Source organism: Nocardia exalbida NBRC 100660, assembly GCF_000308575.1.
GTDB lineage: Bacteria > Actinomycetota > Actinomycetes > Mycobacteriales > Mycobacteriaceae > Nocardia > Nocardia exalbida.
In genome coordinates, this window is record NZ_BAFZ01000045.1 from 1 (window position 1) to 7,000 (window position 7,000).

The window sequence follows — 7,000 nt, forward strand, 5'->3', positions numbered from 1 at the left end:
ACTCGGCGGGTAGGCGGTGGTGGTGTCGCGGTCATCGGTGGTTGCGCTGGTCACGCGAGGTCTCCTAACGAAAGAGCAAGGGGGACGAGGAAGGCCGGGCAGCGATCAGTGCACCACCGCTTTCTCCGCGCCGACGCCGGTGAGCGAGCGGACCTCCATCTCCGCGGCCTTCGCCGGATCCTCGGACCTGCCGCCGACCAAGGTGCCGATGACGCCGAGCGCGAACGCCAACGGGATGGAGACGATGCCCGGGTTGGACAGTGGGAACCAGTCGAAATCGGATCCGGGGAGCATGGCGGTCTTGCTGCCGGAGACCGCGGGGGAGAACACGATCAGCACGATCGTCGAGATCAGGCCGCCGTACATGCTGAACAGCGCACCGGTGGTGTTGAACCGCCGCCAGAACAGCGAGAACAGGATGGTCGGCAGATTCGCCGACGCCGCGACCGCGAACGCCAGCGCCACCAGGAAGGCGACGTTCTGCCCGTTGGCCAGGATGCCCAGGGCGATGGCCAGCACGCCGATCACCACCGCGGTGATCCGGGAAACCCGGACCTGTTCGCGCTCACCGGCTTTCCCGCGCTTGATGACGTTGGCGTAGATGTCGTGGGCGAACGAGGCCGAGGCCGTGATGGTCAGGCCCGCGACCACCGCGAGGATGGTGGCGAACGCGACCGCGGAGATCACGCCGAGCAGCACCACGCCGCCGAGTTCGAAGGCCAGCAGCGGCGCCGCCGAATTCTGCCCGCCCGCGGCCGCGAGGATGCGGTCCGGGCCGACGATCGCCGCCGCGCCGTAGCCGAGCACCAGGGTGAACAGGTAGAACGCGCCGATCAGGCCGATCGCCCAGACCACCGAGCGCCGTGCCTCTTTGGCGGTGGGCACGGTGTAGAAGCGCATCAGCACATGCGGCAGGCCCGCGGTGCCGAGCACCAATGCCAAGCCCAGGGAGAGGAAGTTGAGCTTCGAGGTCTCGCTGCCGCCGTACTGCGCGCCGGGAGCGAGCACGTCGCGCGCGGCGACGGCCTTGTTCGCCGAGCCGGAGACCGCTTCCTGCGCGGAGCCCAGGATGTCGGAGAAGTTGAAACCGAACTTCGCGAACACCATGACGGTCATCAGCGCCGCGCCCACGATCAGCAGCACCGCTTTGATGATCTGCACCCACGTGGTGCCCTTCATGCCGCCGACCAGCACGTAGACGATCATCAGCACGCCCACCACGGCGATCACGACGGACTGGCCGGTCTTGTCGGAGATGTCCAGCAGCAGCGCGACCAGGCCGCCCGCGCCCGCCATCTGGGCGAGCAGGTAGAACAGCGACACGGTGAGCGTGGACAGCGCGGCGGCGGTGCGTACCGGGCCTTCCTTCAGCCGGAAGCTCAGCACGTCGGCCATGGTGAATTTGCCGGTGTTGCGGAGCATTTCGGCGACCAGCAGCAGTGCGACCAGCCAAGCGACCAGGAATCCGATGGAGTAGAGGAAACCGTCGTAGCCGTAGACCGCGATGGCGCCCGCGATGCCGAGGAAGCTCGCGGCCGACAGGTAGTCGCCCGCGATGGCGACGCCGTTCTGCGGGCCGGAGAAGCCGCGCCCTCCGGTGAAGTAATCGGCGGCGGTGGCGTTGTTGCGGCTGGCGCGGATCACCACGATCATCGTGAACACGACGAAGACGCCGAAGATGGCGATATTGGCGACCGGGTTGCCGACCGTCGCGGCGGCGGCGTAGGTGTGCACGGTGTTCACGCTCGGTCTCCCTCGAGGTAGCCGCGGATGGTCGCCGCGCGCGGATCCAGTTCCCGGTTGGCGAACCGGACGTACAGCGCGGTGATGGCGAAGGTGGATACGAATTGGCCGAGGCCGAGCAGCAACCCGACGTTGACGTCGCCGAACACCGGGCGGCTCATGAAGTCGTGGGCGTAGGCGCCGAGCAGGACGTATCCGAGGTACCAGAGCAGGAACAACGCGGTCATCGGAAACACGAAGCGGCGCAGGCGCATTCGCAGTTCCTGGAATTGGGGGCTCGCCTGCACTTCGGCGAATTCTGCTGCGCTCGGCGCTCGCCGCGGGGCGGTGTCGTCGAGTTCGGTACTGATCATGAGTGTCCTACCAAGTGACGTGGCTTACTTCTCGAGGACGGTAAGCCAGGCCCGCGGCTCACCAGTAGGCTGTGGCGTGGGTCACTCTGTGAAGGTGCCCGAATCTGCGCCGAGCGGTCGATGTGACGCGATGAACGGTCGGCCGCCCGTGGCGTCGGTCAGTCCGAGCGCAGGCTGCGCTCGCGGTCGGCGCCCATGCCCAGTCGCTCCGGCGCGTGCATCCGGACGAAGATCCGGCTCACCGTCCTCGCGCCGAGTCCGCGGGTGAACGAGCTGACCAGCACCATGGTGGCGAACGCCAACGGCACGCTGATCGCCGCCGGGTAGCCGAGCAGCGCCGCGGGCCAGCCGCCCGCCACCGCGTCGGAGAATCCGCCGGTGACCGAGACGGCGGTCGCGGTGCCCGCGGCGAGCCCGCCCGCGATCAGGCCGGCCGCCGCGCCCGCCGCGGTCAGCCCGCGCCACCAGATGCCAAGCACCAGCAGCGGGCACAGTGTGGAGGCGGCCACCGCGAAGGCCAGCCCGACGGTGCGCGACAGGTCCAGCGACACGACGGTCAGCGACAGCGCCAGCGGAACCGAGCCCGCGACCAGCGCCGCCGCGCGGAAGTCCCGGATCCGCCCGCGCAGCATGTCGGTGCTGAGCACGCCCGCGATGCTCACCAGCAGCCCCGACGAGGTGGACAGGAACGCGGCGATCGCGCCCGCCGCGGCCAGCGCCGCGAGCAGCTGCCCCGGTAGTCCGGCGACCACCGAGCCGGGCAGCAGCACCACCGCGGCATCGGAGGTCCCGGTGATCAGCAGTTGCGGCACGTACAGCCGGGCGAAGACGCCGAGTAGGACCGGGAACAGGTAGAACAGCCCGACCAGGCCGATCACCGCGAGCGCCGTCGCGCGCGCGGCCCGCCCATCGGGGTTGGTGTAGAAACGCACCAGCACGTGCGGCAGGCCCATGGTGCCGAGGAAGGTCGCGAGGATCAGCGAATAGACCTGGTAGGCCGGATGCGGTCCGCCCAAGCCGCCGCCCGGCGCCAGCCAGCCCGCGCCGTCGGCGGGTGCGCCCGCGACCACCGGCACGGCGGCCCCGGCTTCCAGCACCAGCCGCGTGCCCGCGGACAGCTCGTGGGTGCCCGGCGCCAGCGGCACCGGGCCGTCGACCGCGCGGTCGTCGAGGGTTCCCGTGATCGAAACCTGCTGCGGCGCACCGACCCGCACCACCACGTCGGTGGTCACGTCGACGGTCGTGCGCTCGGACACCACCGGCGGGGCGGGCGCGCCCAGTTCCCGCTCGTCGGCGAGGAAGTGCCCGAGCAGCACCAGCGCAGGAAGGGCCACCGCGGTCAGCTTCAGCCAGTACTGGAACGCCTGGACCAGGGTGATCGAGCGCATTCCGCCGCCGACCACGTTGGCGAGCACGATCGCGCCCACCGCCACCGCGCCCACCCAGTCCGGCACCCCGAGCAGGATGTGCAGGGTCAGCCCGGCCCCTTGGAACTGCGGAATGAGATACACCGCGCAGATGAGCACCACGACGGTGGCCGCGAGCCTGCGCAAACGCAGTGAGCCCAGCCGGAATTCGGCGAAGTCGGGCACCGTGTACGCGCCGGAGCGGCGTAGCGGAGCGGCGACGAACAGCAGCAGCGTCAGGTATCCGGCGGTGAAGCCCACCGGATACCACAGCGCGTCCGCGCCGTATTTCGCGATCAACCCGGCCACGCCGAGAAACGAGGCGGCCGAGAGGTATTCACCGGAGATCGCGGCGGCGTTCCAGCGCGGTCCCACGCTGCGCGACGCGACGAGGAAGTCGGAGGTGGTGCGCGCGAGCCGCACGCCGTACGCGCCGATGGCGACGGTCGCCAGCGCCGCGAGGATCAGCGCGGCCACGGTGAGCGCAGGCGCCGTGCCCGAGGTCATGGAGCGCTCCGGGGTCGGCGCATCGGTTCGGCGGGCGATGTGGACGTGATCGACTCGGTCATGGCGGAGGGCGCACCATCAGTCCTCGGCCAGTTCGAGGAAGTCCTGTTCGTTGCGTTCGGCCAAGCGCACATAGGTGCGGCCGAGCAGGAACAGCATCGGGTACACGGCTCCACCGAGCAGCAGCCACGGCAACCGGATGCCCAGCACCGCCATGGAGCCGATCGAGCCGGTCCGGAACAGCACCGGCAGCGCGCACAGCAGCGCGATGCTCACCAGGCCCACGCGTAGCGCGAGCCCGAGTTGGGCGCGGATCAGGCCCCCGATGAGCGCTTCGCCGAACTCGGTTTGCTCGGCGACCTCCACCCGCGTGCGCACCCGCCGGGCGCCACGTCGCTCGGAGAGCACGACGCGCCTGCGGACCGGACGCTGCGGCCCGGTCACTGGTTGCCCCGGTGCTGCCGGGGCCGGTGCACCAGCCGTTGTTTCAGCTCACGAACCTGTCTTCGGCTGACCGGCAGTTCGACCGCTTGCGCGTCGCCCTCGGCCCGCAGGCACACCACGGTCCCGGAACCCACGCTGCGCAGCCCGGTCACCAGCCGCAGCGCCACCAGGTACGACCGGTGCACCCGGAGGAATCCCGCGTCGTGCCAGCGAGCCTCCAGCGCCGACAACGGAATCCGCACCAGGTGCGATCCGGCGCTGGTGTGCAGCCGCGCGTAGTCACCGTCGGCCTCCACCCAGCTCACGCTCGATCGCGGTACCAGCGTGGTCACTCCGCCCAGTTCCACGGGGATGACCTCGTTCGGGTCGGTGCGGGCTTCGGCGGCGGGCGGCTGCGGCGCGCTGCGCGCCGCGGCGATCCGCCGCACCGCCTCCGCGAGCCGGTCCTCCCGCAGCGGCTTGAGCAGATAGTCCACCGCGCCCAGGTCGAACGCCGCGATCGCACGGTCGTCGTGGGCGGTCACGAAGACCACGGCGGGCGCGGCCGCGAACTCCGAGAGGATGCCCGCCAGCTCCATGCCGTCGAGTCCCGGCATGTTGATGTCCAGGAACACCGCGTCGATCGGATGGGCGCGCAGCACCCGCAGTGCGCTGGTGGCGTCGCCTGCCGCGTGGATCTCGCCGATCTCGGTCCGCGTGCGCAGCAGATACACCAGCTCGTCCAGAGCGGGTTTCTCGTCGTCCACGGCGAGCACGCGCAGCGCGCCCGCCGGTTTGCCGGTAACACGGGTCACAATCGCACCATCGTAAGGGCGTGCCGGTTGGTGTCGCGTGCCGGTCTTATGCCCGGATGCCCGCGCGGAACTTGGGGACGCGCAGGCTGACCTTCGTGCCCGCGCCGGGCGCGGTTTCCACGACCAGGCCGTAGTCGTCGCCGAAGGCCGCGCGCAACCGGTCGTCGACATTGGCCAGCCCGACGTGCGCGGCCTCACCGGAGGCCGCCGGGCCCGTCCCGGTGTCGACGGCGTCCAGCGCGCCGGAGCGCAGCAGATCCGGGTCCATGCCGACGCCGTCGTCCTCGACGCTGATCACGCAGTCGGTGCCCGCGTCGGTGGCGACGATGCTGACGGTGCCGCCGTGCGCGGTGCCCGCCAGCCCGTGCCGCACCGCGTTCTCCACCAGCGGTTGCAGCGCGAGGAAGGGCAGCACCACGCCGAGCACCTCGGGCGCGATCCGCAGCCGGACCTGTAGCGCGTCGCCGAAACGGGCGCGTTCCAGCGCGAGGTACCGCTCGATGTTGCGCAACTCGTCGGACAGCACCGTGAATTCGCCCGCGGCGCGGAAGGAGTACCTGGTGAAGTCGGCGAACTCGAGGATCAGCTCGCGGGCCCGCGCCGGGTCGGTGCGGACGAACGAGGCGATGGTGTTCAGCGCGTTGTAGATGAAGTGCGGGCTGATCTGGGCCCGCAGCGCGCGCACCTCGGCGCGGTCGAGCCGGGCCCGCGACGCGTCCAGCTCGGCCAGTTCGAGCTGCCCGCAGGCGTAGCGCGCAACCTCGGCGACCGCACCCAGCCGGCCCGGTCCCGGCTGCCCGGCGCTCACCACCCCCAGCACACCGGCCACGCCGTTGGATTCGACCAGCAGCGGTTGCGCGATCAGCGTGCGTCCCGCGTGTTCGCCGCGTCCCGGTCCGGCGACGAGCACCGGGCGTTCGCCCGCGACGGCGCGCACGGCGGCTTCGCCGAAGTATTCGGCCAGTTCGGCGTGCGGGCCGTCCCAGGCGAGCAGCGTGCCGTCGGGGTCGGCCAGCGCGAGCGCCTCGGCGCCGGTGAGTGCGCGCAGGTGCGGCGCCGCCTCCCGCGCGGACTGCTCGGTCAGCCCGCGCCGCAGCGGGACCGCCGCCAGCGACGCGGTGTGCAACGCCGAATGCACCGCCCGCTCTGCGGGGGTGGTCACCACTCTGCGGGTGCGCGACCAGATCAGCAGCGCCCCGGCGATCAGCGCCGCCGCCGCCGCGACGGCGAGTGCGGTGGTCATGGCGGGCATCGGCGCACGGACTGCATGGGCTGATTATCGCGTCGGCCGCAAACACCGCGGCAAGGCGGCGGGCGTGACGCGAGTGCGGGGTGCCCGAGTGCGGGCGTCGGCGTCGACGGCCACGCAAGGGGCCGAATCCGGTGAACGCGAAACCCGTCTTCGTCGGGCGTGGCCGCTGTCCTGCGATTATGGCGGAGTTCGGTAAGGGGTCGCGTCGCCGCTGGTGGATACCACCGCCGCACTGAATGGCCGAATCCGTCCACGCGGACCGCGCCGCCGGGCGACCGCGCGGTCCGGCCTGCGGGAATTCTCAGCCCTGGTACTGCGGGACCGTGAACTCGATGGTGCCGGGTTCGGGGAAGTGCGCCGCGCCGATGCCGACCGTCGCGGTGAACTTGCCGATGCCGGGAAGGAACAGCGCGGAGTGGCCGCTGTTGCCCCAGTAGCCGGGGCCCTGCGCGACCACTTGGAACGTACCTTCCTGACCGGTGTCGACATTGCGGTAGTTCA

The 7,000-nt window shown here is 71.0% G+C and carries 6 protein-coding genes and 1 pseudogene; all 7 read right to left on the minus strand.

The features are described 5' to 3' along the window. Positions 1-105: 105 nt before the first annotated feature. A complete protein-coding gene (locus ON29_RS10210) occupies positions 106-1,743 on the minus strand; it encodes a monocarboxylic acid transporter (RefSeq protein ID WP_174371801.1) in 1,638 nt (545 codons plus the stop codon). Continuing rightward, positions 1,740-2,096 carry a DUF485 domain-containing protein gene (locus ON29_RS10215; RefSeq protein ID WP_040865967.1) on the minus strand — a complete coding sequence of 119 codons (357 nt, stop codon included), beginning with the start codon at positions 2,094-2,096 and terminating at the stop codon, positions 1,740-1,742. Before ON29_RS10215 ends, ON29_RS10210 begins: the two co-directional genes overlap by 4 nt. Positions 2,097-2,254: 158 nt before the next feature. After that, positions 2,255-4,009 (minus strand): sodium/solute symporter, encoded by a 1,755-nt coding sequence (locus ON29_RS10220; protein WP_040865968.1) that lies wholly within the window; start codon positions 4,007-4,009, stop codon positions 2,255-2,257. Positions 4,010-4,087: 78 nt separating this feature from the next. Then, positions 4,088-4,453 (minus strand): hypothetical protein, encoded by a 366-nt coding sequence (locus ON29_RS10225; protein WP_040865969.1) that lies wholly within the window; start codon positions 4,451-4,453, stop codon positions 4,088-4,090. Further along, positions 4,450-5,247: a LytR/AlgR family response regulator transcription factor gene (locus ON29_RS10230; protein ID WP_051175058.1), complete on the minus strand. Its 798-nt coding sequence runs from the start codon at positions 5,245-5,247 to the stop codon at positions 4,450-4,452. Before ON29_RS10230 ends, ON29_RS10225 begins: the two co-directional genes overlap by 4 nt. Positions 5,248-5,293: 46 nt before the next feature. Next, positions 5,294-6,490, minus strand: coding sequence for a sensor histidine kinase (locus ON29_RS10235; protein WP_040865970.1), 1,197 nt, complete (start codon positions 6,488-6,490; stop codon positions 5,294-5,296). 310 nt (positions 6,491-6,800) lie between these two features. Then, positions 6,801-7,000, minus strand: a pseudogene (locus ON29_RS10240) (hypothetical protein); the annotation flags it as partial.